At 67.2% G+C, this 25997-nt stretch carries 21 protein-coding genes; 14 read left to right on the top strand and 7 right to left on the bottom strand.

From position 1 onward, the window contains the following. Window positions 1-205: 205 nt before the first annotated feature. The 7 genes from ACWEWT_RS12415 to ACWEWT_RS12445 form a co-directional block, all read right to left on the bottom strand. Window positions 206-2731, bottom strand: a complete 2526-nt coding sequence (locus tag ACWEWT_RS12415; RefSeq protein ID WP_452558449.1) for a helix-turn-helix transcriptional regulator — start codon at window positions 2729-2731, stop codon at window positions 206-208. A gap of 416 nt (window positions 2732-3147) precedes the next feature. Beyond that, a complete protein-coding gene (locus tag ACWEWT_RS12420; RefSeq protein WP_452558450.1) occupies window positions 3148-4860 on the bottom strand; it encodes a (2,3-dihydroxybenzoyl)adenylate synthase in 1713 nt (570 codons plus the stop codon). Next, complete coding sequence (locus ACWEWT_RS12425) at window positions 4857-6953, bottom strand: acetate--CoA ligase family protein (protein ID WP_452558452.1); 2097 nt, start codon at window positions 6951-6953, stop codon at window positions 4857-4859. Before ACWEWT_RS12425 ends, ACWEWT_RS12420 begins: the two co-directional genes overlap by 4 nt. Continuing rightward, window positions 6950-8635 (bottom strand): FAD-dependent monooxygenase, encoded by a 1686-nt coding sequence (locus ACWEWT_RS12430; RefSeq protein WP_452558454.1) that lies wholly within the window; start codon window positions 8633-8635, stop codon window positions 6950-6952. The genes ACWEWT_RS12425 and ACWEWT_RS12430 overlap by 4 nt, the downstream gene beginning before the upstream one ends. After that, a complete protein-coding gene (locus ACWEWT_RS12435) occupies window positions 8622-10397 on the bottom strand; it encodes an FAD-dependent oxidoreductase (RefSeq protein WP_452558456.1) in 1776 nt (591 codons plus the stop codon). Before ACWEWT_RS12435 ends, ACWEWT_RS12430 begins: the two co-directional genes overlap by 14 nt. Window positions 10398-10430: 33 nt before the next feature. Further along, window positions 10431-11273, bottom strand: coding sequence for an alpha/beta fold hydrolase (locus ACWEWT_RS12440; RefSeq protein WP_452558458.1), 843 nt, complete (start codon window positions 11271-11273; stop codon window positions 10431-10433). 22 nt (window positions 11274-11295) lie between these two features. Beyond that, complete coding sequence (locus tag ACWEWT_RS12445; protein WP_452558459.1) at window positions 11296-12264, bottom strand: VOC family protein; 969 nt, start codon at window positions 12262-12264, stop codon at window positions 11296-11298. Window positions 12265-12397: 133 nt separating this feature from the next. Between ACWEWT_RS12445 and ACWEWT_RS12450 the strand changes: the two genes are divergently transcribed. The 14 genes from ACWEWT_RS12450 (at window position 12398) to ACWEWT_RS12515 (ending at window position 25997) form a co-directional block, all read left to right on the top strand. Beyond that, window positions 12398-13591, top strand: a complete 1194-nt coding sequence (locus ACWEWT_RS12450) for a PucR family transcriptional regulator (RefSeq protein WP_452558461.1) — start codon at window positions 12398-12400, stop codon at window positions 13589-13591. A gap of 127 nt (window positions 13592-13718) precedes the next feature. Beyond that, the gene (locus tag ACWEWT_RS12455; RefSeq protein WP_452558463.1) at window positions 13719-14354 is read left to right on the top strand and encodes a flavin reductase family protein; all 636 of its coding nucleotides are present in this window, start codon (window positions 13719-13721) and stop codon (window positions 14352-14354) included. Between the two features lie 304 nt (window positions 14355-14658). Then, on the top strand, window positions 14659-15201 hold the full coding sequence (locus tag ACWEWT_RS12460) for an aromatic-ring-hydroxylating dioxygenase subunit beta (protein ID WP_452558465.1): 543 nt from the start codon (window positions 14659-14661) through the stop codon (window positions 15199-15201). Window positions 15202-15271: 70 nt separating this feature from the next. Next, window positions 15272-16654: an aromatic ring-hydroxylating oxygenase subunit alpha gene (locus ACWEWT_RS12465; RefSeq protein ID WP_452558467.1), complete on the top strand. Its 1383-nt coding sequence runs from the start codon at window positions 15272-15274 to the stop codon at window positions 16652-16654. Beyond that, a complete protein-coding gene (locus tag ACWEWT_RS12470; protein ID WP_452558468.1) occupies window positions 16651-17304 on the top strand; it encodes an isochorismatase family protein in 654 nt (217 codons plus the stop codon). Before ACWEWT_RS12465 ends, ACWEWT_RS12470 begins: the two co-directional genes overlap by 4 nt. Next, window positions 17301-18554, top strand: coding sequence for an NADH-ubiquinone oxidoreductase-F iron-sulfur binding region domain-containing protein (locus ACWEWT_RS12475; RefSeq protein WP_452558469.1), 1254 nt, complete (start codon window positions 17301-17303; stop codon window positions 18552-18554). The genes ACWEWT_RS12470 and ACWEWT_RS12475 overlap by 4 nt, the downstream gene beginning before the upstream one ends. Next, entirely contained in the window at window positions 18551-18748 is a 198-nt protein-coding gene (locus ACWEWT_RS12480) for a ferredoxin (RefSeq protein ID WP_452558471.1), read from the top strand. Before ACWEWT_RS12475 ends, ACWEWT_RS12480 begins: the two co-directional genes overlap by 4 nt. A gap of 66 nt (window positions 18749-18814) precedes the next feature. After that, entirely contained in the window at window positions 18815-19588 is a 774-nt protein-coding gene (locus ACWEWT_RS12485; RefSeq protein WP_452558472.1) for an SDR family oxidoreductase, read from the top strand. A gap of 52 nt (window positions 19589-19640) precedes the next feature. Next, on the top strand, window positions 19641-20657 hold the full coding sequence (locus ACWEWT_RS12490; protein WP_452558473.1) for a hypothetical protein: 1017 nt from the start codon (window positions 19641-19643) through the stop codon (window positions 20655-20657). Window positions 20658-20662: 5 nt separating this feature from the next. Then, window positions 20663-21796 (top strand): DODA-type extradiol aromatic ring-opening family dioxygenase, encoded by a 1134-nt coding sequence (locus ACWEWT_RS12495; RefSeq protein WP_452558475.1) that lies wholly within the window; start codon window positions 20663-20665, stop codon window positions 21794-21796. Continuing rightward, entirely contained in the window at window positions 21793-22677 is an 885-nt protein-coding gene (locus ACWEWT_RS12500; RefSeq protein ID WP_452558477.1) for a nitrilase-related carbon-nitrogen hydrolase, read from the top strand. The genes ACWEWT_RS12495 and ACWEWT_RS12500 overlap by 4 nt, the downstream gene beginning before the upstream one ends. Beyond that, on the top strand, window positions 22674-22928 hold the full coding sequence (locus ACWEWT_RS12505; protein WP_452558479.1) for a hypothetical protein: 255 nt from the start codon (window positions 22674-22676) through the stop codon (window positions 22926-22928). Before ACWEWT_RS12500 ends, ACWEWT_RS12505 begins: the two co-directional genes overlap by 4 nt. Window positions 22929-23235: 307 nt before the next feature. Next, window positions 23236-23985 (top strand): maleate cis-trans isomerase family protein, encoded by a 750-nt coding sequence (locus tag ACWEWT_RS12510; protein ID WP_452558481.1) that lies wholly within the window; start codon window positions 23236-23238, stop codon window positions 23983-23985. A 77-nt stretch (window positions 23986-24062) separates the two neighbouring features. Continuing rightward, complete coding sequence (locus tag ACWEWT_RS12515; RefSeq protein ID WP_452558483.1) at window positions 24063-25997, top strand: oxidoreductase; 1935 nt, start codon at window positions 24063-24065, stop codon at window positions 25995-25997.

Consider the following 25997-nt stretch of genomic DNA (forward strand, 5'->3'; position numbering starts at 1 on the left):
CGTCGCACAGATGTCCGGCACAGCCCGGGAAGATCACGTCTTCGATCCGCGTCAGGGAGTTCGGTTTGCACGCTGATCCAGAACTTCACGCCTCACCACTGAGCCGCCCGTCACTCGGGGATGTCCACTCCTCGGTCGTGGTCACTTCGATCGCGAGCAGACCGGACACCGAGGACTCCACAGTGCGCAGTTCACCGTCGAGCGCTCAGTACATCGATGCTCGCAGGCGCCTGTCCCCGGTGCGGCGACGGGCCGCCTCCGACGAGGTCCGGGCAAGCCGGTCCGCGGGAATCAGTTTGCGAATATCAGCCCGAGACCCGATAGCGAGTTTGCGCAGGATTGCGCTCATCTGGGCGTCGACGGTCTTGTTCGATGTACCTCTGCGGGCGGCGATAGCGGAATTGGTCCACCCGGATGCGGCAAGAACTGCGACCTGTTGTTCCGCATCGGACAGGTCGCTCCACGGCGAAGGCCTGGTTTGCCGGGCAGGGTGGTCGAGCGGCAGCCGGTCCAGGGACAGGCTCCCTCGCGCGAGGAGTTGAACCTCGTGCCGCTCGGGAGACAGCAGGGATCCCCGGCGGCATTCGGCGTGGAAAATCTTGTCTCCCAGAATATCTCGGGCCGCGTCGGCCGCGTCCTCGGTCGCCAGGCTGTAAGGTCCGGCTCGGCCGCGCATTTCCGCGCCCAGTGCGGCGCGCAATGTGGCCGTGCCGCCGACCAGTTGGGCGATTTCGGTGGCAAGACGCACCAGTTCTTCGCGTGTCGAACCTCCAGCGGCACCCATGGCGCGCAGAATCTGCGCGAGAGTCCACATACGAGTGTGCACCACCATCAACTCGCCCCACATGGTTCCGGCAGCGTCGTGGTCGGCCAGCGCCCGGCGCTCCCACTTCAGCGCCTCATTCGGGTCGCCGTACTTGATCAGCGCGATACCCCGGACCATTTCCGCCCACCCTTTCTCGAGCTCGGTACGGCAGGTCAGAGTGAGTTCGAGATGGCGGCTGGTGATACCGAGGGCCTGCTGTGGTGATCCGAGAAAACTCGCCGCCCACGCCTCCATGGCCGAGCTGTAGAACTCCGCGCTGCGATCACCGCAGGCATGGAACTTCTTCCGTGCGCGCGCCGCGACGGTGATCGCCTCGGGATCTCGGCAGGCGAACAGCAGCACCCCCGCCCACAAGTGATCGACAGCCGGAGGCAGACCGAGGTCCACATCGGGCCGCTCACGCCAGTTCGTTCGCATCTCGGAGTCGCCGAGGCAGGCGGTCACACACTCTTCGAGCATCCTGTCGGCCGATTCGTAATCGCCCAATACGATGTCGGCATAGCCGACCATGGCCCGGGCGGTGACCTCGAGAGTGCTCGGCTGCGGATTGTCGATGGCTCCGAGCGCGCGCAGCGTCCACCGTCGTGGCTCTCGGAGCGACGCCTTGACCGGGGGCAGCAGAATCAGGCTCTGCGAGATTTCCAATCCGAGAGCCGGTTCGTCGGCAGCCAGACTCGTGGCGACGGCTTTGGCGAGGTTGTCCCATGAGGCGCTGACCCAGGCCAATACGCCCCGTTCCTCGGGATTGATCCAATCGCGCCGCAGTGCGACGATTTTGTCCCGGTAGTACCGGCGGTGGCGTTTCGCGAATTGCTCCGGTACGTCGATGTCCTCGGTGGAACGTTCGCGCAGCTGCTGGGCGGCGAACAGCCGCACACTCTCCAACAGCGAGTATCGCACCGTAGTCGGGTCGATATGGACAGTGACCAACGACTGGTCGACCAATTGCTCGAGCAGATTCTCGATCTCCGCGGCGTCCAGCCCGATTGCCGGGCCGATATCGCTCGGGTCGTCCGAGCAGACCGCTTCGACAGCGTCCAAATCGGTGCCGACGCGTGGCACCGAACTGTCACCGTCGTCGGAATCGGGGTCAAAACCTGCTGCGAATACAGACATACGATCCAACAGCAAGCGCACTTCTTCCGGGCACAGATCGTAGGACCAGGCAATCGCGTCACGAATACCCTGTTGTCGCGGTTCGGTACCCGTGCGAGGCCAGTGCGGCCAGCGCAGCCGTCTGTCCGATGCCCCGCCACTCAACTGTTCGGCGACCCTGGCCAACGGTTCCCGGCGCAACCGCGCGGCAGCCAGTTGAATGTACAACGGGTTGTTGTCCACATGACGGCACACCGACCGCACCAGCGCGACATCGTCGTGGTCGGTGGTGGCGTACCCCGCCAGCTCTGCCCGCTGCCGGAACAGGGTAGAAGCCTGAGTTCCGGTCAGGGCAGGAACGGTGATGACATACTCGTTCTCCCACCCCACTGCTGCGCGACTGGTCGCCAGAACCACCAGCCCCGCCACTGACTCCAGTAATTCCTCTATCACGCTGCCTGCGCCGGTGAGCACATGCTCACAGTTGTCCATCACCAGCACCGTCCGGCCGGGCACCATGAGCCGACCGATCAGCGCGCTCCAGCCGGTGCCGGCCGGCGGGTCGGTCCCCACGACGGAGTTGATCACTTCTTCCTCGACCGAGTCCGCATCCGCGCCCCTGGCCAGCCGAGTCAACCGCACCCAGTACACCGCTGTTCTGCGCGCGGTGGGTAAATTGCGTATGGCTTCCGTTGCCAGGCGCGTCTTACCGATACCCGCCGGTCCGACCACGGTGATCATTCGTGCCCCCGACAGCAACAGCCCTACGATCCGGTCCAACTCCGGACCTCGACCGACGAAACTGTTCATCGTCGTCGGTGGACACTCAGCCCGGTGCCGCCTCTCCATGATTTCTCAAACGCAACCCTTCACAATGGGGCGAGCGATTCGAACTCGGGCGCCGGTTCTCAGCGGAAAACCGTACCAACATGCTGCAAAATCAGGCTAACACCGCATGAAGGACGGGGGCCACCTGCGACGTTCGGGGCTGTGGAGCCCGCGTGACGATTCCGCATCTGTCCATCAGGTCCGAACCGGCCGAACAAACAGACCTCGATCGGCCGACGTCACCGGGTGTCGGCTTCGCGAGGTGATCCTGCGGCCCGGGATCTGCTCCTCCGTCCTACGATCGTCACACCAGCGGATATCAGGGCGATCGGCAGTGCCTACGACCCTCGCCGGTGCAGCCTGTTGACCACCCACGGTCACCGAGCGTGATACGGGCGTCACGGACGCTCGGCTCGACTCGGCCGGTCCGGCGGCAGGTCGCTCTTCATCGGGACGGCACAGTCTCGGAGACGAGTGCGAATATCGTCCCGCAGTGCCTTCTTATCGATCTTGCCGACCTTCGTGGTGGGCATGGTGTCGAGCAGGATCAATTTCTCGGGCAGTTTGAACCGGGCCACCCCGGCCCGGTTCATGACCGCGACCACGTCGTCCACACCGACAGCGAATCCCGCCTTGACGGTGAGATAGAGGCAGGTCCGCTCACCCAGGACCGGGTCCGGCATGGCCACCGCGGCTGCCGCTTCCACGCCGGGTACCCGGTAGGCGAAGTTCTCGACCTCCTCGGCGGAGATCTTCTCGCCACCGCGATTGATCATGTCTTTGTCCCGCCCGGCGACGACGAGGTTCCCGTCCGGCCGGCGGATCACGATATCGCCGCTGCCGTACCATCCGTCCGCGGTGAAGGCGCGGGCATTGTGTTCGGGTGCGCGGAAGTAGCCGCGCGGGGTGTATGGCCCGCGGGTCAGCAGCGAACCGGGAGTGCCGTCGGGGACCGGAGCACCGGATTCGTCGACGATCAGGATCTCGTCGGCCGGGCATACCGGCCGGCCCTGGGTGCCGACGATCACTTCCGGGTCGTCGTCGAGCCTGGTCATATTGATCAGGCCCTCGGCCATCCCGAAAACCTGTTGCAGGCGCGCGCCCAGTACCGGTTCGACGTGTGCGGCCAGTTCGTCGGGCATCCGGGTGCCGCCCACCTGGAGTACCCGCAGCGTGGAGGTGTCGAGCTCGGGATGCGCGCGCCGGTATTCGATCCAGCTCTGCGCGACCGCGGGCACCACCGCGGCGACCGTGACGCCCTCGGCGGCGACTGCCCGTAGTGCGCGTTCGGGTGCGGGGGAGGGCAGCATCACCACCTGCCCGCCCGCTGTCAGCGCACCCAGGATGCCGGGGCAGGCCAGGGAGAAGTTGTGACTGCCGGGCAGTGCGCCGAGGTACACGGTCCCGCTGTCGAATCCGGCGACCTCGGCGCAGTACGCGATATTGCAGAGGTAGTCGTCGTGGGTGCGGACGATGAGTTTCGGCAGTCCGGTCGTCCCGCCGGACAGCAACATGCAGGCGATATCGGACCCGCCGGGCTCGGGACCGGCGTCGATGAGCCGCGTCGGTGAATCGGCCGGGAAGAGCGGGTATTCGGGGAGATCGGTGGGGTCGCCGTCCGCCGTGAGGTCACCGTGGACGAGTACGGCGCGGATGCCGGCTACCGCCCGGCCGACCTGCTGCGCGACGGATCGTAGATCGGTGCCGCGGTCGGCGTCGGCGATCACCAGGGCCGCGGCGCCGGCGGTTTCGGCGATATGGGTCAGTTCGTGCTGCCGATGGGCGGGCAGGGCCATCACCGGCACCAATCCGGTCCGGAGGCAGCCCAGCGTCAGGGCGACGAATTCCCAGCAGTTCGGCAATGCGACGACGAGCCGGTCACCGGGGGACAGACCGAGGTCGAGCAGGGTGGCGGCGATCGAGCCGGCACGGTCCCACAGTTCCCGATAAGTCAGCCGGGTCGCGTCGTCGATCACCGCGATCCGATCCGGGGCGCGGTGGACCGTACAGGCGATCCGGGAAGCGAGGGAAGAGCCCTGCCAATAGCCTTTTTCGCGATACTCCGCGGCGGTCGCGTCGGGCCAGGGCACGGTGCCGTCGATGGTGGTCATCTGTGTTCGTCCTCCGGATTCGCGGGGCGGGTATCCGATCCCGTGATCACCGCGTCGAGTGCGATGAGGCCGTCCGGGGTCAGGCGCAGCGGATTGATCTCGAGTTCGCCGATCTCGGGGTGGGCGGCGAGATGGTCGCCGATCGCGACGACAGCCCGGGCGAATTCGTCGCGGTCGAGGACCGGCCCGCCGCGCCAGCCGTTCAGCAGCGGCGCGCACCGGAGATCGTCGAGCAGGGCCGTGGCCGCGGCGCGATGCAGCGGGAGGCCGCGGACGGCGATATCGCCGAGGGCCTCCGCGGCGGTGCCGCCGAATCCGGCCACCACGACGAGGCCGAAAACCGGATCGCGCCGGGCACCGAGGAACAGGTCGACCCCGGGCCCGGCCATCGTCTCGACCAGGTAGGCGGGGGCGCCGGCGTTGTCCAGTGCCATCAGGGCGGTATTCAGTTCGGCGGCCGTCCGGATACCGAGATGCACTCCGCCGATATCGGTTTTGTGGATCACGCCGGCATCGAGGAGTTTCACCGCCACCGGCGGCGTGAGTTCCCGCAGCGCCTGGTGAGCGGCGGCGTGGTCCCGGCAGACGCGCCGCGCCGGCGTTCGCAGACCCAGAGCTTCGAGCAGGTCCTTGGCCGCGGCTTCGTCGGCGGGGAGTCCGATCTCCGGTGTGGGTGCGAGGACGCGCCGAGTGGGGTCGAGATCCCGGTTGTATCGCGCGCGAGCGTCGGTGACCAGGGCGCCGAGTCCGGTGGCGAGTGCGGTCGGCCCGGGCAGCACCGGAATATCGTGGGTGCCGGCGGCCGCCGCGATATCGGCGCGGGTCGTGGCCGGTCCGCCGATGCCCAGGACCACCGGAAACTCCCGATGCGCACCGTGGCCGATAACCGCCTCCACCGGGTCCAGCGCGTCGGGCTCGGCCAGGGTGTACACGGCCAGCGCGTGCACCTCCGGGTCTCGCGCGGTCGCGGCCAGGACGTAACGGAAATTCGGCCCGGGGCGGCCGGTATCCACCGGGTTGCCCTGAGAGGTCAGGGGTGGGAGCAATCCGGCGAGTTCCGCGCGTGTCCGGTCCGCCAGTGCGGGCACCCGGACGCCACCGGCCTGCAGACCGTCGAGCACGACGAGACCCGGGCCCGCCTGCGCAGTGACCACGCCGATACCCGGATCGGGATGGGCGGGTAGCCGCACTCTGCTCAGCACCGCGACCGCGTCGACGAGCTGCTGTTCGGAGTCCACGACCACCGCGCCGGCCTGCGCGAGCAGTGCGCGGGTCGTGCGCCAGGAGGTGGCCAGCGCGCCGGTGTGCGATCCGGCGAACGCCGAGACGTCACTTCGTCCGACGACCAGCGCGACGACCGGTTTCACGGCTGTCACCGCGCGGACCGCGGCGAGCAGCGCGGGGCCGTCGTCGACGGTTTCCAGATGCAGCGCCACCGCCGAGATCGCCGGATCATCGCGGAGATAGTGCAGGACATCGACTTCGGTGACGTCCACGCGATTACCCAGGCCCACCCCCAGACCGACCCCGACCGACTGCTCGGACAGCAGGAACGACAGGGCGTGATTCATCCCGCCGCTCGCGGCGACCACCGCGACCCGGCCGGGGCGGATATGTTCGACGGCGGGAACGAAACTCACGGTGGCGGCGCCGGGCCGGAAGAATCCGGAGGTGTTCGGCCCGAGGATCCGGATACCTGTTTCCGCGACGATCGCGGCGAGTTCTCGTTGCCGCGCCGCCCCGTCCGGACCTGTCTCGGCGAATCCGCCGGCACAGATCAGCGCGGCACCCACGCCGCACTCGGCGGCGGCGCGGACAGCGGCCGGGGTCGCGGTCGCCGGGATACAGAGCACAGCGAGGTCCACGGGACGACCGTGGGCGCGGCACGCCGCTTCCAGATTCGGTACGAACCCTTCGGTCGCCGGATTCACGCCGAAGATCGCGGCCGGGCCCGCGCCGCGCCGTACGGCGGCCGTCATCGCCGTGCCGAGTTTGCCCGGTGTGGTGGAGGCGCCGACCACCGCGATCGAATCCGGCCGGAAGAGCCGATCCAGCCCGTTCGTGCGGATGGCGGGTTCGGTGGTGGTCGTCATCGGGTCGTGCCTTCCTCGGAATCGTTGTGCCGGGCGGGCGGTTCGAAGAGGACGGCGTCGGCCCGGCCCGCGAGAACGAGCGTCGCCGCGCAGTCGGATTCGCCGACAGCGCGCCGTTCGCGGACCGATTCGGGCCGGTCCGCCACGATCACCGGAATCCCGTGTCGCAGCCGTAGCCGTTCCGCGCACAGCACCCGCGACAGGGCAGTGCCGCCGTGGACGACGACGGCCGAGGGGGCGTGCTCCGCCACCGCGTCCAACGCCGCCAGGTCGCTGCCGCGCAGGGAACTCCCCGGGATGTCGGGAGCCGTGAACAGTCGCGCGGCGCCGGGTACGGCGTCGTCGGTGGCGACGAGAGTGGTGTTGTCGTCCCCGAATTCCAGTGCGCCGGGCGTGCGGGCGATCGGGCGGAGCAGGCGCGTTGTGAATTCCCGGTCCGCGATCCGCAGCGGTGTGTCCAGCGGCGGGGCGCCGTGCGCGGCGACCCAGGCCCGCTCGGTGGCCGCGACGAAGCCGGGGTCGCGTAGCCGGATCTTCTCCGCCGAGATCGCCCGGCTGAAGAAGTGGAACGCGAACTGCCACGGTTCGAACCGGCGGTGGTATTCGCCGAAATGATCCCACCAGGACAGGCTGGGCACCGACGAGTGGTGGATCTTGTCCACCTGTGGCCGGCGGATCCGCTGGAAGCGGTCCAGTGCCGCCGCGATATCGCCGGGATGTGCCGCCAGTGCGGCGGCGAGGACGGCGGCGTCCTCCATGGCCATCTTCGTCCCCGAGCCGACCGAGAAATGGGCGGTGTGTACGGCGTCGCCGAGCAGCGCGACCGGCGTGCCGCCCGGGCCGGCCGCGGTCCAGTGTTCGGTGCGGCGGGTACGGAAGTTCGCCCATCGGGAGTTGTTGGCGACGAGCGGATGTCCGTCGATATCGTCGGCGAACAGGTCCTCGAGATACCCGCGGGTCCGGTCGTCGGAGGGGCCCGGTGGCCGGGAGGTGTCGAATTCGTCCAGTCCGGCCCGGCGCCGGGTCGCCTCGTCCGTTTCGACGATGAAGGTGCTCAGACCACTTCCGATGGGATAGGCGTGGACCGCGAAATTCCCGTGCTCGGATTGTTTGTGCAGGAAGGTGAGCCCGTCGAACCGGAATGTCGTCCCGAACCAGATGAACGCCACCGCCGAATCGGTCACGGTGTGGCCGAGCGTGGCGGCGAAACGGTCCCGGGTGGCGGAATTGGCGCCGTCGGCGGCCACGATCAGGTCGTAGTCGCCGGTACGGTCCAGCTCGCCGACCTCGACGGTGGTTTCGTAGTGCACACTCACCCCGAGTTCGCCGGCCCGGCGGCGGAGTGCCTCCAGCAGGGTGCGGCGATGGACGGCGGCCATACCGTTACCGGCGGCGGACAGCGCGGTGCCCTCGGACCGGACGGTGATGGTGTCCCAGTGCCTGCCGTCGGCGGCGAGCGTATCCCGCAGGACCGGATCGACGGTATCGATGGTGTCCAGGGTCGCGTCGGAGAACACGACGCCGAATCCGAACACATCGGTGGCCCGGTTGCGTTCGAACACATCGATCCGGGAGCCGGGCACCGCCTGCGCGAGCGCGATCGCGGTGAACAACCCGCCCGGCCCGCCGCCCACGCACGCCACGCGAAGTGGACGGCGGGTGGCACGGTCATCGGCCGGCATCGGTGTCCCCCTCGGGCCGGGCCAGAATTCCGGCGACCACCGATTGCAGGGCGCGCACCGGATCCTGCCGGGAATCGACCGCTCGCCAGGCGACCATATGGTCCGGCCGGACCAGGATCGCACCGTCCTCGTCCACCTCGGCAATGGCCCGGTAGTCGCCGTAGCTGTCCTCGTAATCGCAGCCGCGCCCGATCGTGCGCACCCGGATCGGCAGCCCGAACCGGGACTCCACCGCCGCGGCGGCCGCCCGCCAGACTTCGCCACCGATGCCGGTGAGCAGGGTGAATTCGCCCTTGCCGCAGAGGTCGAAGGTGGACACCCGGCGCTGATCCCGGGTGAGCCAGACATGCGGGAGATGCCGGCCCGGCCGGGTGCTCGCGAAGTAGTACCGCTCCTCGTCGCGCGGGGCCGGTGTCTCCGGACTGCCGTCGGCGACCACCGCTGCCGACCGGTAGTGCTGGTTCAGTTCCACACCGTGGGTGTTGAAACACATGATCGTGTCGGCGATCGCGGCGTCGAACGCACGACGGCGGTCGGCGGCCTCGGGTTCGCCCAACTGTTTCAGTGCCTTGTTCATGGTCTCCGCGTCCGGTGAGGGCGGCAGTTGCAGGGCCGTGAACAGCGGCGGCATCAACGCGTTGCTCGCGGTCGCGCGGCGCACGATCTGCTCGGCCACCGGAAGTCGTTCGTCCCGGTAGGTCTTCAGCAGCGCGGGCGAGGCCTGGTCGCGCAGGACGAGCGCGAGTTTCCAGCACAGGTTGTAGCTGTCCTGGATGGAAGTATTGGAGCCCAGCCCGTTCATCGGGGAGTGCCGGTGCACCGCGTCGCCGACGCAGAAGACCCGGCCGGACATGTTCTCGGTCGCGTACATCGAGTTCACGGCCCATGTCGACATGGATTCGATCTCGACCGTGACGCTGTCGTCGCCGATGAGCTGTCGGGCGATCCCGATACCGAGCTCTTCGGTCAGTTCGATCGGGCCCGCGGCGGGATCGTAGCCCCAGACCGCCACCCACCGGTCCCACGGCCGCACCATCCGCAGCACACCGATTCCGTTGCCGCCGTGCCCGACTCCGGGCTGCATGAACCAGTACATATCACCGGGGCGATGGCGCACATAGTCGCTCAGGTCGGCGCGGAACACGATATTGATCGAGGTATCCGCCCCCGCCTCGCCGACGAGCGGCAGGCCGAGCTGTTCGGCGACGATCGAACGGCCGCCGTCCGCACCGATCAGATACCGCGCCCGGATCTCGTAGTCGGTTCCGGTCACCCGATCCCGGACCGTGGCGGTGACGCCGTCGTCGTCCTGGCTGAAGTGGAGCAGTTCGGTGTTGAACCGCACCTGCGACCCGCGGCTCGCCGCGGCGTCGACCAGGACCGGCTCGAGCTGGTCCTGCGGGAAATCACAGACCGAACAGGGGCTGGCCAGATCGTGTTCGGCGCGGAAATGCGGATGGGTGTACCAGGTCCGCAACCGGCCCAGTTCGGCACCGGCGAGGCTGGTGGCGTACACGTGCTCGCCCATCAGGTGCTGGGGCGTGGCGCGGCGGAGCACTTCGTGCTCCAACCCGAGGTCCCGGAAGACCTCGACGGCGCGCTGATTGGTGATGTGGGCTCGCGGGGTGTTCGCCACGCCACCGTGCTTGTTCAGCAGCACGGTGCGGATCCCGTAGGTGGACAGCAGCGCCGCGGCGGCCGAACCGGACGGGCCGGCACCCACGATCAGTACTTCGGTTTCGACGACATTGTCAGTGTTCATGGCTCGGTTTTCTTCCGGGGAACGGGTTCCGGCTCAGCGGTCTTCGGCGAGGAACTGGCGCAGCATCGCCACATAGCGGGTCTGCTGTTCGATCTGGACCCAGTGCCCGCAGTGGTCGAAGATGTGCAACTGCGCATCGGGCAGATGCTGCTGCAGGTAGATGCTGGATTCGGGGAGGACGAAACGATCCTGGAGACCGTGGACGACCAGGAAGGGGTGGTGCATCCGGCGCAGCGCGGCCGGCGGCACGGCCATCTGGGCGGGCGGTGACGAGAACGCGCTGCGGAAGGACCGCCGCACCTCGGGACGCAGGAGATCGCGGTGGCGTTGCGCGACGATCTCGGAGAACGAATCGCCGAGGATCTTCTCGTCGTGCACGAACCACCGCATCAGCGCCTCGAACGCCTCGAGCGAAGGATCGTCGTAGAAGTTCACCATGCGGATCACCTCCGGAGTCGGCGTCGAGGCACCCCCGGCACTGCCCATGAGCGAGACCCGGTCGAAGCGCTCGGGCGCCGTCATCACCAGATGCATGGCGACCGAGCCGCCCATGGAATTGCCCACCAGATGGGCTCTTTCGATACCGAGTTCGTCCATGACCGCCAGCACCTGCCGGACCCGCAAGCGGATCCAGGCAGTCAGACTGCCTGGTAGCTCCTCCGGATGGTCGGTGGCGCCGTACCCCACCAGATCCGGTGCGATCACCCGGTAGTCGCCGGCCAGCAACGGAATGAAACTGCCCCAGTTGGTGCGCGCGGTGGCACCGGGGCCGCCACCGTGCAGCAGGATCACGGCGGGCGCGTCCGGTTCGCCGGAGTCGAGCACATGGCTCGAATATCCGTCGGTGGATACGGTCTTCTCGCTGATCACGGACATGAGAATCGGTACTCCTCGCGGGTCAGGCTTCGGTGGTGGTGTTCATGACGTGGTTGTCCGCATGCGGTACGTAGTCCGTCGGGCCCCACATGGTGAGCGCCGTGGCGATCTCGTCGCTGGTCCACTCGATCGGCTCCCGATCCGGGTCGAGAATCAGATAGCTGTTGCTGAACAGTTCGACCCGGTGGCCACTACCGGGATCGCGGACGTACAGGAAGAAGGCCTGACTCACGCCGTGTTTACCGGGGCCCTGGTCCGGGGTGATCCCGTGCTCGGCCAGGATGTCCGCGGCGCGCAGCAGATCCTGGGCGTTGTCCAGCCAGTAGGCCACGTGATGCATGCGGGCCGGGGTCGGGGCGTGCGGGTCGGCCATGACCGCGATGTCGTGTACCAGCGGGGTCACGCTCATCCAGCCGCCGATCACCTGGTCGGGCCCGGCGGTGACGTATTCACGCAGCTTGAACCCGAGTTTGTCGGCCAGCCAGCCGTGCACCCCGCGGGGCTCGTGGGAGGTCCACAGGTTCACGTGGTCGATCCGCCGCGGCGCGATCCCGCGGTTCCAGGAGCGGTAGACCTGGTTCTTCAGCACCGACCGCTCACCTTCGGGCGCGAGCGGTTTCTCGACATCGAAATACATCGAGAACCGGTGGCCGGTCGGCATGCTGAAACGAATGGCATCGCCGATTCCCGGCTGGGTACCCGACGATTCCCGGGTGGTCTCCACTCCGGACGCGGCGAACAATTTCTCGAATTCGGCGACATCCTCCGGGTGTTTCACCCGCCAGCCGACATGGTCCATATACGCACGGTCACCGGGGCGTAGCACCAGACTGTGGTGTTCGAATTCCATATTCGCCCGCAGATAATACGCGCCACCGGATTCCTCGGTGATTTCCAGGCCGAGTACTTCGTGGAAGAACCAGAGCGATTTATCGATATCCGGGGTCACCAGGGATACATAGCCGAGCTTCGCAATTTCGGGGTTGGGCACGGGAACCTCTCCATTTGCCGATCTGTGAACTGAGTCTCACGGTAGGAGCCCGGGACCGTTGCCCGCATCGTGCGCGGTGTCGTAGATTCGCCCCGGAGTTCCGACACGGTGTCGGACGGAGGAGAGGGTCGGCATGAGTCTCGACACCACCCTGCAGGACCTGGCCGACAGACTGCACAAACCCCTGGTGGTCCTGGATATCGACCTGCGTGTGATGGCCGTCAGTGTGCACGAGACCGACCTCGATCGCATGCGCCTTTCCCTCCTGTTCGCCGGCAAGGCACTCGCCTTGACCGACGAGATGACCAAGCGCTACCGGCTCACCACCGCGACGGGTCCGGTGTATGTCCCGGGCCATAACGACGAGGTTGCCCGTATCGTCGTTCCGCTGCGCAGCCGGAAACGACTGTTCGGCTATCTGTACGGCTGGCTGGATAATCCCGGTGCCGGCGGAATTTCCGATAGCGAACAGCGGGAATTGATCGAAGCCGCGCCGGAACTGGGTCAGCAGCTATCCCTCAGGCTCGCCGAACTGCACCACGGAATGGAACAATCCCGTCATCTGCTGACCGGTCTGCTCGGTGATTCTCCCGCCGATAGGTCACGGTGCGCTTTCCGGCTGCTGGACGAGGGCCGGATCGATCACGGTGAACAGTATTCGGTACTGGTCTACCGCACCCCGGACAAACAATCGGTATCGGCAACCGGAATGGCGGTCGAGGCCACTCTGGATTTCGTCACCCGATCGACCACGGTCAAGATCGTCGGTGCGGTGGTGGGATCCGAAGGGATTCTCGTATTTCCCCGCCGAGTGGACCCGGACCGGCTGTCGGCGATCATGGCGAGGCCGGGACTGGAAGAGGTCCGGGCCGGTATCGGCAACACGGTGGATTCGCTGGACCGTGCCGCCGAGTCCTATCGCAGGGCCCGGCTGGCCTGGCGGGCCGCCCGCTCCGACCCGGCACGGTACGGCCGTGCCGCCTACTGGGACGGCCTCGGGATGGACCGGTTGCTCCTGCGCCTGCCACTGGACGAACTGACGGCGGAGGACCTCCCGGCCGGGGTCGGACGACTGCTCGCCGCACCGGCCGCGGGTGAACTGGCCGACACGCTGGAGTCCTATCTGACCGCGGGCGGTGACGTCCAGGAAACCGCGCGTCGGCTGGGCATCCACCGCAGCACTCTCTACAGCCGGTTGCATCGGATCCGCGAGGTCACCGGTTGCGATATCGCCGACGGGGTGACCCGCACGGACCTGCACACCGGGTTGCGGGTGGCGCGGTTGTGCGGCCTGCACCCGGCGCCCGCGGCGGCCGCGAACCCCTGAATATCACGCCGCGGAAGGACGTCTTGCCATGCTGCCCGCGTACGGTGCAGCATGTGCGCACAGCCGTCCTCCACCCGGACCTTGTCGAGACGGCCGTGCCCGCGAATACCGTGGAAGGAGTTGTCGTATGCGTACCGGTATCGATCCCGACGTGGTGGGGTACGGGGACTTCTACAAGGTGTTGACCAGTGTTGTCGTTCCCCGTCCGATTGCCTGGGTATCGACCCGGTCGGTCGCGGGAGTCGACAACCTCGCCCCGCACTCTTTCTTCACGGTCTCGTGCGTGGCACCGCCGATGGTGCAGTTCACCTCGGTGGGTAGGAAGGATTCGCTGCGCAACGTGCTCGAGACCGGCGAGTTCGTCGTCTGCCTTGCCACCGAGTCGATGTTCGAGCGGGTGAATGCCACCGGCACAGATTTTCCCGCCGAGCTGTCGGAGTTCACCGAGGTCGGGCTCACTGCCGAGCCCAGTTCGACCGTCACGCCGCCGCGGGTCGCGGAGTCGCCGGTCGCACTGGAGTGCCGGCTCGAACATGTTCTGGAGCTCGGCGACTCGACCGTGGTGATCGGCCGGGTTCTGCACGCCGCGGTCGATGCCGCCGTGATGCGTACGGATGCCCGCGGCAACACCCTTCCCGCGATCGATCGGCTGCGTCCACTGGCGCGCCTGGGTCGCAACGAATGGTCGACGATCGGTGAGGTACTGGACATCGCCCGCATTCCCTACGCGCGGTGGCCGAGTCGTCCCGACCGCGAAAGCTGAACTTCGGGGCGCGGTGGCCCGGTGCCGACCGTGCAGCGGATTCGGTCGGTAGTGCAGATCTGCTCGCGGTCGTGCAGGTGAGACCGCGCACCCGTATGCGGCGGTGACGGTGCTGTCGGACCGCCCCCGAACAGCCTGGATGCGATTCCTCCGCGCAATCGCTCATGGCCGTTCCCGCTGTGACAGGCCACCTACGCGGCGATGTTTCGCCGAGGTAACCGGTTGTTGTTGCCCCTTGCGCTCAGCCCCGGCCTGGGTCACACTCAATCTGCATTCAAAAGTGTATGCAATTTTGGAGGGTGGAGTGGCCCAGCATCAGGCGGTGACGCAGCACCGGCTCGCATCGAACGACCCGCGGTACGCGGAAGTCGTGGACTTCATGCTGTACGAGGCGGAATTGCTCGACGACTTGAGGGAACGGCAGTGGCTGACCGAACTCGTCAGCCGGGAGATCGTGTATCAGGTCCCGGTCCGGGAAACGGTGGAACGCGCTCGCGGATTCGGCTTCTCGGCCGATACCTTTCATCTGAACGAGAACCTCGGCTCCCTGGAATCCCGGGTCGCGCGCGGCGAGACCCGGTACGCCTGGGCCGAGGATCCGCCCTCGCGTGTTCGCCATTTCGTCACCAATATCCGGGTCGGCCGGTCCGACGACGAGGAACTGCTCGAGGCCCGGAGCAATATCCTGATCTACCGCACCCGGCAGGACCAGACGAATCCGCAGATGCTCTCCGGTGAACGCCGGGATGTCCTACGGCGCGAGGACGGGCAGCTGAAGTTGCTTCAGCGCGTGGTCTACCTGGACCTCACCGTGATCGGCACCCACAATCTCTCCCTATTCTTCTGAGTCCGCTCGACCCGAGTTCCGCTTATTCGCCTCGGAGCGAAATCAGCCCATTTCAGCCAGGAGCACACCTATGACCGCGATACGGGAACCCTCGCTCTCGCCACGAGTCCAGAGCCTGATGGATCGCATCGAAAGCGGACTGCCCGAGGGGCGGATACCGTCGAGCATCTTCGGAAACGAAGACGTCCACCGCGCGGAATTACGAAAAGTGTTCGGTCGCGCGTGGGTGTTCATGGCGCACGAATCCGAGATCGAGGCGAACGGTGACTATGTCGTCCGCCGGATCGGCGAGGACTCGTTCGTCGTGTCCCGCGACGAGAACGGCCGGATCCATGTCCTTTTCGACGCGTGCAAACACCGCGGAGTACAGATCTGCCGGGCGGATTCCGGCAACACGTCCCATTTCCGCTGTCCCTACCACGGGTGGACCTATGCGTCGGACGGCAGTCTGGTCGGTGCGCCGCTGTGGAAGAACGCGTTCGGCGCCATGCGCAAGGAAGGCAACGGCCTGGCCAGAGCGGCGCAGGTGGAGTCATTCCACGGTCTGATCTTCGCGACGCTCGACGCGACGGCACCCCCTCTGCGGGAATACCTCGGTGGAATGGCCTGGTATCTGGACCTGCTCTTCGGCCTGGACGGCGACGGTGTCGAAGTGCTGGGTAAGCCACAGCGTTTCGTGCTGGACGCGAACTGGAAATCCGGTGCGGACAATTTCTCCGGCGACGACTACCACCTCGGTACCCTGCACAAGTCGGTGTATGCGATCGGTGCGTTCCCGATTCCGTTCAGCGAGAACATGATGGGATACCACATCCAGGCGTCTCCCGGACATTCGCTGTCGTTCTCGATGGCCGAGGACGACAATGAACCAGGACCGAAATTCTTCGGATTCCCGGAAGATCTCGCAGCGACCTTCGACACCGCCAGTATCTCCGCGCACCAACTCGAAGTCGCGCGACGATCCCGCGTGATCGTCGGCAATGTGTTCCCCAACTTCTCCATTCTCGCGCTGCCGATGACCGAGGACGGCGCCAACCATCCGCCCACCGGTGTGCTGACCGTGCGCTGCTGGCAACCCAAGGGCCCCGGGCAGGTCGAGATGTGGAACTGGTTTCTCGGCTACAAGAACATGACCCCCGAACAGAAGGATCGCGCGTATCGCGCCGGTCTCGGAACCTTTTCGCTCGGTGGCGCATTCGAGATGGACGATACCGAACCCTGGATCACCGTGGGACGGACCGGGCGATCGGTCGCGGCCGAACTACTGGATTTCGAACTCAACTACGAGATGGGTATGCCGGGAATCGGAATGGCGCACCCGGTACAGGACTGGCCCGGGCCCGGGAAGGTGTTCTGGACCCGCTACGAGGAGGGGGTCCAGCGGAATATGTACGCCTATTACGCGGACCTGATGCGGGCCGCGCCGGGGCAGTGGCCGGAGCACACGTTTTGAGCCGGGGGCAGCGAGTAACGGACGCGGATATCCGGGCACGCTATCGGGACGGTGGATTGTGCGGCGGTCTCCTCCCGGGCGCGCGGCCCGCGGTGCTGGTGGTGGATCTGCAATACGGGTTCACCGAGGCACGATACGGTCCCGGGTTCGACCTCGACGACGTGGTCGCCGCGACGAGCGATCTGGTGGCCACAGCTCGCCAACACAGCGTGCCGGTGTACTTCACCACCATTGCCTTCCCGGTCGGTGAGGACGGTATCGCCCGCACCTGGCTGCGCAAGATGCCGGCGATGACCGGGTTACGGGCCGGGCACCGGAGTGTGGATATCGATCACCGCCTCGGCATGCGTCCCGGTGATCCGCTGGTCGTGAAACAGACGGCCTCCGCGTTCGCGCACAACGATCTCGCGACACGCCTCACCGCCGCGGCGGTCGACACGGTTCTCGTGGCCGGGGCGACCACTTCCGGCTGTGTGCGGGCCACTGTGGTGGACGCCTGCGCCGCGGATCTGCCGGCTTTCGTGGTCCGCGAGTGCGTGGGCGACCGCGAGGACGGTCCGCACCACGCCGCGCTGCTGGATATCGAAGCCAAATACGGCGAAGTCATCTCACTGGCCACTGCCTGCTCGATCACCGAGGGACTGTTATGACCACTGCTCTCGAATCGGCGCTCTACCGGGCGCCCGCTCTGGAAACCCCGGCGCGGGTGGCCGGCGCCTCCCCGGCGCGGCTGGTCGTGCCCGGTGTCGAATCAGCGGACTGGGGACTCGAGCGCGAACTCGCTCTGGGCTTTTTCGGACCGGTCGAACCCGCGGCGTTCCTGGCGGAGTTGGCGGCCTCGGGGTTGCGTGGACGCGGCGGGGCGGGCTTCCCGGCGCATCGGAAATGGTCGGCGGTCGCGTCGGCGACCGGGGACAGTGTCGTGGTCGCAAACGGTCACGAAGGCGAACCCGCGTCGGGGAAAGACGCGTGGCTGCTCACGCGCAGGCCACATCTGGTGCTCGACGGTCTGCTGTCGGCCGCGACGGTCACCGGTTCCAGCGAGGCGGTCGTGTACGTGTCGGATGCCGCGGTGCTCACCTCGGTGCGGCGCGCGGTCGTGGAGGTCACGTCCGCCGGGCTGGTTCCGGACGGCGTCACGTTGCGTGTGCACGAGGCGCCGGCCGGTTATGTAGCGGGTGAGGAATCGGCGGTGGTGCGCTCGATCGACGGCGGCCCGGCCAAACCGGTCAGCAAGCCGCCCCGGCCGTTCGAAGTGGGCGTGCGGGGGCTGCCGACCCTGGTGAGCAATGTCGAGACTCTTGCTCACGCGGCCTGGATCCGCCGGTACGGCGCTGTCGAATTCGCCGGAGTGGGCAGCGCCTCGTCGCCAGGTACCGCGCTGTTCACCGTAACCGGCCGGGTCGCCGCACCCGGGGTCTACGAGATGGCGCTCGGCGCGCCGGTGTCGGAGTTGGTCCGGGCTGCCGGTGGTGGCCGGGCCCCACTGACCGGCGCCCTGCTGGGCGGCTGGTTCAACGGGCTCTCGGTGGGCGACCCGGGTGCCCTGGAGTGCTGCTACGACGCCATGCGGGCGGCGGGGACGGGCCTCGGGTGCGCGGCGGTCACCGTCTTCGGACCGCGGGATGATCTGGTCTCCGTCGCCGGCGAACTCAGCGGCTGGTTCCAGGCCGAGAGCGCGCTGCAATGTGGTTCGTGTTTCAGCGGTACCAAGGCGATCGCCCGCGCCTTCCGGCAGGTGCTGCGCGGCGAGGATCCGGAACGACATCTGGCGGACCTGACGCGGTGGGGTTCCACCCTGTCGGGCCGGGGTGTGTGCGGGTTCATCGACGGTGCCGCGGCGCTCGCGCGGACCGGCGCCGGAGAACTCGCGCGTCGCGAGACACGGAAGGAGCGATGACCATGCGGGTGATCGTGGACAACACCAAATGCGACGGGTACGGGACCTGTCTGGATATGTGCCCCAGTGTGTTCCGGTCCGATGACTGGGGTTACGCCGCTGTGGCCGGGGACGGCACGGTGCCTCCGGCGGAGGAATCGATGGTGCGCCGGGTGATCTCGCTGTGCGCGGAGAACGCGATCCGCGAGATCTGACCCTGATGCGGGTCCGCACCGCGTGGCATGCGACGGAGCGATATTCGAGCAGCTGAAGGAGAGAGTGTGTATCTGGGTTTGGAAAAGGGGGTGGCCCTGGTGACGGCCGCGTCCCGCGGTATCGGCCGGGCCACCGCCGAGCGGCTGGCGGCCGAGGGTATGACGGTGATCGCGGCGGCACGCTCGGCGAGCGGGGGCCCCGAGACGATCGGCGCGGGATCGATCGTGCCCCTCGGCCACGACCTGAACGACGCGACCGCCACGGCCGGACTCGTCGATACGGTGGTCGCCCGGTTCGGGGCGCTGGACGTGCTGGTACTCAATACACCGGGTCCGCGGATCCTGCCCGTGCTCGACGCCGGCTGGGACGACTGGTGCGCGGCGCACGACATGCTGCTACGTCCGGTGGTTCAGCTGGCCGGCGCGGCCGGCCGGAGCATGCGCGACAAAGGTGCCGGTTCGATCATCCTGCTGTCGTCGACCTGGGTCCGGCAGCCGGCCGCCGGGGGTGTGCTGTCCGCGTCGTACCGTTCGGCCGCGTCGGCGTACATCAAAACGCTCGCCACCGAGCTCGCGCCCGCCGGAATACGGGTCAACCAGGTGATGCCCGGAGCCACCGGTACCGACCGTATGCAGGGAATCGTCGAGATGAAATCCGATACCAACGGCACCACCGTCGACGAGGAGATCGCCCGGGTGGTGGCCGATATCCCGGTGGGCAGGTGGGCCGAAGCCACCGAGATCGCCGACACCGTGGCCTTCCTGGCATCCCCGCGGGCCTCGTTCATCACCGGGGCTTCGGTTCCGGTGGACGGCGGCGCCCTGCGCGCCGGGCATTGACCGATCCTGTCGTATCACCCGGCCCCCGAATTCTATTGGAGAGGAAATACCTATGCCGAAGACTCTGACCGAGAACTTCGTCGAACAGTTCGCGCTCTGCAAACTCACCGCGGGCGAGACGGTAGCGGTGATCGCCGAACTCGGCCGGAAGACCGAATACGTCGATTCCGCGGTGGCCGCCGCGCGGCAACTCGGTGCGGGAGTGCTGGTGCTGCACGCGTCCAGCCTGTCCAGCCCGATGCTGCCGCCGTACCAGCCGGACGGCCGTGAGGTGGCGCCGCTGCTGGCGGCGGCCGGTGAATGCGATTTCGTCGTGGATGTCACCGTCGGCGGCCTGATCCACTCGGATGTCCGTACCCGGATCACCGGAAACGGCAAGCGGATGCTGTTCGTCGCCGAACCCAACGACGTCCTGGAACGACTGATGGGTGATGCCGACCTGCGCGCTGCGGTGGAGGCCGGGGGCCGCAAGCTGCGTGCCGGAAGCACCCTACGGGTGACCAGTGCGGCCGGTACCGAACTGACCGCCGATATCTCGGGTGCCGACCTGCCGATCACCCATCAGTGGGGTTATGTCGACGAGCCGGGGCGGTGGGATCACTGGCCTTCCGGTTTCGTGGCCTGCTTTCCCAACGACCGCACGGCCGAAGGGCGAATCGTTCTCCAACCGGGTGACGCGCTGATCCCGTGGCAACGCTACGTGCAGGATGCGGTGACCATCGAGGTGGAGAAGGGCTACATCACGAAGGTCTCCGGCGCGGGCACCGACGCTCATGTTCTCAACGACTATTTCGAGGCATGGAACGACAGCGAGGTCTGGGCCACCAGTCATATGGGCTGGGGTCTGCTGCCACACGCGCGATGGTCGGCCTTCGATGTCTATGATCCGCGCTCTCTCTACGGCCAGGAACTCCGCTCCACCGCCGGCAATTTCATGTGGTCCACCGGATCCAACCGATTCGCCGACCGCGAGACTCCCGCCCACCTCGATGTTCCGATGCGCGGCTGCACCGTCGAAATCGACGGCGCGGCGGTGGTTCGTGACGGTGCCCTGGTCGTCGGGGAGTGAGCGCTGTGGACAAGAACGCTCTCGAACAGGCCATCCTGGCCATGGCCCGCGATGCCGAACTGCTCGAGCAGGTGCAGGCGCAACCGGCACGGGCACCGGAACTACTCGGTGTCGATCAGGAATGGGCCGAAACGATTCTGTCCGGAAACCGCGACCGGCTGCGCGCGGTAGGACTCAACGACGGCTTGACCATTCTGGTGAGTCGCTGGTTCAACGACGATCTCGGTGACGCCGCCAGCCACGGCGGGTTCTTCGTCGACGACAGTCTGCCGCTACCGGACCCCGACGTACCGCCGGGAGTGGTCTTCGCGGGTGGTTGCTCCCATGTGCCGGACCTGCTCGCGCGGCCGGAGATCGATCCACCGGACGCTGTGGCCCGGCTGCTGGAGGGCTATGAGCGGCTGCGGCGCGATATCGCCGCCGCCGATCCCGATGTCATCCTGGTCACCGCGGATTGCCACTTCCAGAGTTTCGCGACCGGGCACACCGTGATCGGCACGGGGACCGGGCATACGGGTTCGATGGAGTTCTTCAAACGTGGTGATCTCGATCTGGCTCTCACCGGTCGGCCGGACTTCGCCCGCGAACTGGCGACAGCGGTACGCGGCACCGGACTGGAGGTCGAGGAAGCCGATCGGGTGGATCTGGATCACGGGCTGATCGTGCCGTTGCGGCTGCTGTTGCCGCGTCCGGACCTGCCGGTGATTCCGATCATCACCCAGCCTCACCGCAGCTTCTCGCCGTTCAACGCGCGGCGATTCGGTGAGGCGCTGCGGGGTGTCGTGGCCGAATCCGGACTGAAGGTGGCTTTCCTGGCTACCGGCGGGCTCTCGCATTGGCTGGATCCCGGTCACTTCGGTGGTGTGGACGTCGAATTCGACACCTACATCCTGAAGCTCCTGGAGACCGGACGTGGCCTGGATCTGTGTTCGCTCGAGCCCTACCCCCTGCTCGCGCACGGCCAGTACGAGATCCAGAACTGGATGATCATGCTCGGCCTGATCGGGCCCGGCGTGCACGGTGACGTGTACACCTACGAACCCATGGAGGCGTCCGGCGGTGGCTGGACCGTCGTCGCCATGGACCTCGCCCGGGCCCGGGCGCAGCGGCCGGCCGCGGCCGGTGCGGGGGCATCGTGACCGTGCGGAAGGTGCGGATCGGTCTGACGCAGTGGCACGCCACCACCGATATCGCCGCGAACCTGGATGCGGCTCTCCGATCGGTCGCCGCGGCCGCGGCCGACGGTGCCGACCTGGTGGTACTTCCCGAGAACGGCCTCATGCTCGGCACCAATACACAGATGCGGGCAGCGGCTCTGCACGAGGACGCCGACGAGGTGCGGGAACTGTGCCGGGCCGCCGCGGCGCACGAGGTGGCGGTGATCCTGGGTGGGATGAAGAACCGCACCGCCGACGGCACTTTCAACTCGGCACTGGTGATCGACGCGGCCGGGACGATCGCCGGACGCTACGACAAGATGCACCTGTTCGATGCCACGCTCGGTGGGCAGTCCTTCGAAGCGTCGTCGGTCGAGCGCCCCGGCGCCGGACCGGTCCTGCTCGACCTCGACGGGGTCCGGATCGGGCTGACCGTCTGCTACGACGTGCGGTTCCCGGAGTTGTTCCGGGCCCTGGCCGCGGCCGGCGCCGAAGTACTGCTGGTTCCGGCGGCCTTCGTGCAGTCCACCGGCGCCGCGCACTGGCATACGCTGCTGCGGGCCCGGGCCATCGAGAATCTGGCCTACGTGGTGGCGCCGGCGACGGTGCATTCGCCGACCCCGGAGTACACCGATGCCTTCGCGACCTATGGTCACGCGCTCGCCGTCTCACCGTGGGGCGAAGTTCTCGCCGATCTCGGTGAAGCAGCAGAGGCAGTGCGAGTGCTCGAACTCGACCTGGACGCGGTGACCAGTGCGCGCACCGCGCTCCCGGTCCTCGCCGGCCGCCGTAGCGCCGAGGAATACGGCGCCGATCCGCGGCTGGTGAGTGTCGTGACCCGGATACCGGAAGGAAATCGATGACCGAATCGACAGCGTCCGATCTGCCCACCGGTGTGGTGCGGGCCGACGAATGGTCAGGGGTGGGTAATGAATTCACCGGTGTGCAGTTCCGCAAGGTGTGGACCCGGCACGGTGAACGTCTCGAGCTCGTCGTGCCGCGTAGCGGCCGGCGCATCCTGCTGGACGCCATGGCGCTCGAGGCGATCGCCGGCCAGGCGCCGGAGTTCTTCACCCGGATGATCGCCGTCGGGCTGGGGTCAGCGGATGACTAGCAGTCTCCGCTAGAACCTTCGACGGTGGTCGGGCCCCGGAGGCGTCGCGATCCGGCGTCACGACGTCCACGGTCGCGCGGGTGTCCGTGGCCGCCACCGGGACCCCATATCGAGATCCGATTCATCGGGTCGTCGCCGGTACCCAACCGGCATATCCGTGCCCTGATCTCCGACGGGACGCCGGACAGAACGGGCTGAACACATTGTCGCCGAGAGTTTTCAACCTCCCCGGGCGCTTCCACACCGGCCGCTCCGTGGCCCCGCCGAGACCGGTGCCTCCGCCAATGCGAAAGAAAGTAGACAAACGATGAAGAATCACCGGGTCGGTATGATCGTGCCCAGTTCGAACACCACGATGGAGACCGAGATCCCCGCGATGCTGCGGGCCCGGGCCGAAATCCGTCCGGACGAGCAGTTCACCTTCCATTCCGCGCGGATGCGGATGCAGCATGTGACCCCGGACCAACTGACCCGTATGGACGCCGATTCGCTGTGCTGCGCCGCGGAACTCGCCGACGCCCGGGTCGACGTCATGGCCTACGCCTGCCTGGTGGCCATCATGGCGCAGGGCCGCGGGTATCACGCGGTATCCGAACCGAAACTGGCGGGAATCGCGCAGGCGGAGAGCGGTGTACCCATTCCGGTGCTCTCCTCGGCCGGCGCCCTGACCGAGGCGCTCGCGCATCTGAACGCCCAGAAGATCGCGGTGGTGACCCCGTATATGAAGCCACTCACCGCGACCGTGTGCGATTACATCGAGTACGAGGGGTTCCACGTCGTGGATTCGCTCAGCCTCGAGGTCTCCGACAATCTGGCGGTGGGCCGGCTCGATCCGCAGGACCTGCTGGAGCATGCCCGGCGCGTCGATACCACCGGCGCGGACGCACTGGTCATCAGCGCCTGCGTGCAGATGCCGTCGCTGCCGATTCTGGACACGCTGCAGCAGCAGTTCGGCATCCCCGTGCTGTCCGCCGCCGCGGCCACCACCTGGCGATTGCTGCGGTGCCTGGACCTCGACCCGGTCGTACCCCGGGCCGGCGCGTTGCTCGCCCCCTAGCGGCTCCGACCCGGCCGCATCCCACTGTCCGGCCGACTTCTCGAATCTCCCACAGCCCAGAAACGAATCGAGATCCCATGAGCTTCGACGCTCTCTTCCAGCCCGGCCGGATCGGCACGCTCGAGCTGCGAAATCGTGTGGTGAAATCACCGAACAGCAGTGCCACCGCGAATATGGACGGCACCGTCGGCCGACGCACCGTCGACCACTACCGGCGACTCGGCGAAGGCGGTGTCGGCCTGATCATGACCGAGTACACCTACATCGACGACGATGCCAGCAAGGCCATCCACAATCAGCCGGGAATGAGTCGCCACGAGCATATCGCCGGCTGGGGTTGGCTCGTCGACGAGGTACACGCGACCGGTGCGAAGATCGGCCTGCAGCTCGCCCATGGGGGTCGGCAGAAATTCCTCGGCACCGCGCCGATCAAATCCGCCTCGGACAGTTCCTGGGACTACGTCGAGGCAGTGGCCGGGGTGATCCCGCAGCCCGTGACGATCGCGGAGATCGACGGGATCGTAGCCGCCTTCGGTGCCGCGGCCCGGCGCGCGTGGAAAGCTCGTTTCGATTTGGTCGAGGTGCACGCCGGCCACGGGTATCTGATCACCAATTTCCTCTCACCACATACGAACTCGCGCACCGATGAATACGGCGGCAGCTTCGAGAACCGGTCGCGGATCCTGCTCCGCATCATCGACGCGATCCGCGCGGCCGTCCCGCGGGAGTTCCCGCTGAGTGTGCGTTTATCGGTCACCGACTATGAACCGGACGGTATTCCGATCGAGGAGACGGTGCGGCTGTGCCGGCTGCTCGAGCAACACGGCGTCGATGTCCTGCACGCCTCCGGTGGCCACCACGCCACCATGGAATGGGAGGTCAGCCCCTGGTTCAATACCCGGGTCCCGCACCGGTGGGGGTGGGAGAAGTTCCGCACCGAGGTCTCGATTCCGGTGATCGGCTCGGGCTCACTGGTCTCACCCGAGATCGCGAACGAGATCGTCGAATCGGGTTCGGCCGACTTCGTCTCGCTGGGGCGGGCCATGCTGGCCGATCCCGATTGGGCGCGCAAAGCCGCGGAGAACCGCGCACTCGAGATCGTGCCGTGTATCCGGTGCAACGACGGCTGCCTGCACCGCGGCGTGGACAAGGGCCGATCGGTCGGCTGTACCGTCAACCCGACCGTCGCTGAGGAAGGCCGGTTCCCTCTCGTCCCGGCGGCCGTCGGAAAGAACGTGGTCGTCGTCGGCGGTGGCCCGGCCGGGCTGCGCAGTGCGGCCCTGCTCAGCGACCGCGGTCATCGCGTGCGGTTGTTCGAAGCGGATGAACTCGGTGGCATGCTCGCGCATGCGCGCGGATCCGTCGTGAAACAGGATATCGCGGCGTTGGCCGAGCATCTCGTGCACGAGGTCGAACGCCGTGATATCGAAGTGGTCCGGGCGCGGGCCACCGTGGCGGATCTCGTAGCGAGCGCGGTGGACAGCGTGGTCATCGCTACCGGGGCTCCATTACGTGAACCCGATTTTCCGATCAGTGGGCCGATTCCGGTGATCCACGCCGCGCGCGTACGGGCGGCTACACCGTTGTCCGGACGGATCGTCGTGATCGGTGGTGGGCTGCAGGGATGCGAGACCTCGCTGCGCATAGCGGAAATGGGTGATGCGGAGGTGACTGTGGTGGAGCAGCAGAGTTCTCTGCTCACCGGCGACGAGGTGGTCTACGACGTGCTGAAACTCCCGCAGTTCATGGACCGGGCGGGCGTTCGGGTGCGTACCGGGGCGCGCGTCACCGCGGTCACACCCGAGGGAGTCGCGCTCGACGCCGGCGGGGCTACAGAGGTCCTGACCGCCGACACCGTAGTCGTGGCGCTCGGGCGCTCGGCCGCGTCGGGTGAACTCGCCGACGAACTGTGTGCGGCGGGTGTCGATGTGCACATCATCGGTTCCGCGGCGCGGCCCGGGCGGGTGTACGACGCCATCCACACCGCGTTCTTCACCGCGCGGCTGATCTGA

The organism is Nocardia sp. NPDC003963 (assembly GCF_053605105.1).